The sequence below is a fragment of the uncultured Flavobacterium sp. genome, assembly GCF_937967675.1.
Lineage (GTDB): Bacteria > Bacteroidota > Bacteroidia > Flavobacteriales > Flavobacteriaceae > Flavobacterium.
Genome location: NZ_CALBSN010000203.1, coordinates 1 through 3,142, shown reverse-complemented (window position 1 = coordinate 3,142; position 3,142 = coordinate 1). Strand labels below are relative to the sequence as shown.

The window sequence follows — 3,142 nt, the reverse complement described above, 5'->3', positions numbered from 1 at the left end:
CAAACTTTAGTTTTAGAACCAAGCGAAGAAGCTCCAGCACGATATAGTTGCAACGGATTTTACAAAGGCAGTTTAATGGATTTTGATACGGTTTACCAATTTGGTAAAATGGTCGATTTGTTAACGATCGAAATTGAAAATGTAAATTTAGACGCTTTAGATAAATTGGAGGAAGAAGGATTACCGATTTACCCTTCGCCAAAAACCTTACGTTTGATTCAAAACAAAGGAAAACAAAAAGATTATTACGTTTCAAACGATATTCCTACTTCGCCACACCAACGTTTTGTTGACTTAAACGATTTGAGAAATGCGTTAGCAAAAGACAAATTAGAATTTCCATTCGTTTGGAAATGTGCGCAATTTGGTTACGACGGAAATGGCGTTAAAATTTGTCGCTCAGCATTAGACTTGGTAAAATTACCTGATGTAGAATGTATTGCTGAAGAAATGGTTCCATTTAAAAATGAATTGGCCGTAATTGTAGCGCGTTCTGTTTCTGGAGAAATAAAAACGTATCCAGTAGTAGAAATGGAATTTCATCCTGAAGCGAATCAAGTAGAATATGTAATTTGTCCCGCTCGAATTGATGAAAAAGTAGCACAAAAAGCTACTGAAGTTGCCTTAAAAGTTTCGGAAGCCTTCAATCATGTTGGTTTGTTAGCTGTTGAAATGTTTCAAACTGAAGACGATGAAATTTTGGTAAACGAAGTCGCTCCTCGCCCACATAATTCTGGACATTATTCAATTGAAGCGAGTTATACTTCGCAATTTGAAAATCATTTACGTGCGATTTTAAACTTACCTTTAGGAAACACCGATAGTAAAGTTGCCGGAATTATGGTAAATTTGGTTGGTGAAGAAGGCTATTCTGGACAAGTAGTTTACGAAAACATAGAGAAAATCATGGCAATTGACGGCGTAACGCCTCATATTTACGGAAAAAGAGAAACACGCCCTTTCCGAAAAATGGGACACGTTACCATTGTAAATGAAAATATGACGGAAGCGAGAAGAATTGCTGAGGAAGTGAAGAATAGTATTAGAGTTATTAGTAGCCCCCTAACCCCCAAAGGGGGAATTTAAAACCGAATTGAAAATGACAAAAAAGATTTTACATATTATTTTTTATTCGACAATTTTGTTTTGTATTTTGTCGTTTATATCTTTTCTGTTTTCTTTGGTTTTTAATACTATAAATAGAACTTCTCCTAATTTAAAAATTGGATTTCCACTAAATTATTATAATCAACTAGCAGTCAGTGACAATTGTAATGGGATTGATTTATTACACGGTTCAAATTTTAAAAATTTCATTTTAAATTATATAATTTGTTTTTTAACAATTTTAATTTTAAGAATAAAACTAACAAAAAAATAAACCCTACTCACCCCTAGTAGGAATTCCCCCTTTGGGGGTTAGGGGGCTAATTATGAAAGTAGCAATAATAATGGGAAGCATTTCGGATATGCCGGTAATGCAAGAAGCCATCGACATATTAAAAGGATTTGATATCGAAACCGAAGTAGATATCGTTTCGGCACATCGTACACCTGAAAAATTATTTGATTTCAGTAAATACGCGCACGAAAGAGGTGTTTCAGTAATTATTGCTGGTGCTGGTGGTGCGGCTCACTTACCTGGAATGGTTGCTTCTATGTCGCCACTTCCTGTAATTGGAGTTCCTGTAAAATCGAGTAATTCTATTGATGGGTGGGATTCGGTTTTATCCATTTTACAAATGCCTGGAGGAGTTCCTGTGGCAACTGTAGCTTTAAACGGAGCAAAAAATGCTGGAATCTTAGCCGCACAAATTATCGGTAGTTCTGATAATTGCGTTTTAGATAAAATAATCGCTTACAAAGAAGGATTGAAACAAGCCGTTTTAAAAGCTTCTGAGGGATTAAAATAAAAAACAGAAAACCCCAAATGAATCATTTGGGGTTTCTACTCACAATTAAGTGACAACTATAAAAAATTCTACTCTCTCTCTTTTGATTTGGGGACAAAAAGGACGATCATTCATCATTTCGTCGACAAAATTATACACTTTATCGATAAAAACAAATTTTTATGACACTTTTTTTGAAAAAATTTGAAACAAAATACAATACAGCACCTTTTAATAAGATTAAACTTTCAGATTATAAAGAGGCTTTTAAAAAAACAATTGAACTTGCAAAAGAAGAAATTGATACAATCGTTAAAAATCCAAAAACTCCTAATTTTTCAAACACTATTGAAGCTTTGGATTATTCTGACGAAGCTTTGGATCGATTATCCAATATTTTCTTCAATTTGAATTCGGCTGAAACTTGTGATGAAATGCAAAAAATTGCACAAGAAGTTTCACCTTTACTTACAGCATTCAGTAACGATATTGCTTTAAACGAAGACTTATTCAAACGAGTAAAAGCAGTTTATGATCAAAAAGATACTTTTAATTTAACAACTGAACAAGCGACTTTATTAGACAAAAAATTCAAAGGTTTTTCTAGAAATGGAGCTTTACTGAATGAAGAAGACAAATTAAAACTTCGCGAGATTGATACCGAATTAGCCAAACTAAAACTGACTTTCGGAGAAAATGTTTTGGCAGAAACTAATAATTATCAATTGAACATTACCAATGAAACTGATTTAAAAGGTTTACCTGATGGCGCTAAAGAAATGGCGGCAAGTTTGGCAAAATCAAAAAATTTGGAAGGTTGGGTTTTCACTTTAGATTTTCCAAGTTATCTGCCATTTGTGACGTATGTTGAAAATCGTGAGTTGCGAAAAGAAATTGCCATCGCAGCAGGAAAAAAAGCATTTCAAGATAACGAATTCGATAATAAAGAAAACGTAAAACGAATTGTAGAATTACGTCATAAACGTGCTAATTTATTGGGTTATCAATCGCATTCGCATTTTGTTTTAGAAGAACGAATGGCGCAAAATCCAGAGAAAGTACAATCGTTTTTGAATGATTTATTGGAAAAAGCAAAACCCGCAGCTCAAAAAGAATTTGCTGAATTAACCGCTTTCGCTAAAGAACTTGACGGAATTGACCAACTAGAAAAATGGGATGGCGCTTATTATTCGGAAAAATTGAAACAAAAATTATTCAGTTTGGATGATGAGTTGTTGAAACCGTATTTC

The 3,142-nt window shown here is 33.7% G+C and carries 3 protein-coding genes; all 3 read left to right on the top strand.

The features are described 5' to 3' along the window. The coding region (locus Q0075_RS13090) for a 5-(carboxyamino)imidazole ribonucleotide synthase (RefSeq protein ID WP_297869900.1) at positions 1–1,086 on the top strand (1,086 nt) is incomplete at its 5' end. A gap of 344 nt (positions 1,087–1,430) precedes the next feature. Beyond that, on the top strand, positions 1,431–1,913 hold the full coding sequence (gene purE, locus Q0075_RS13085; protein ID WP_297869901.1) for a 5-(carboxyamino)imidazole ribonucleotide mutase: 483 nt from the start codon (positions 1,431–1,433) through the stop codon (positions 1,911–1,913). Positions 1,914–2,074: 161 nt separating this feature from the next. Next, positions 2,075–3,142: M3 family metallopeptidase (locus tag Q0075_RS13080; protein ID WP_297869899.1), on the top strand; the 1,068-nt coding region annotated here is incomplete at its 3' end.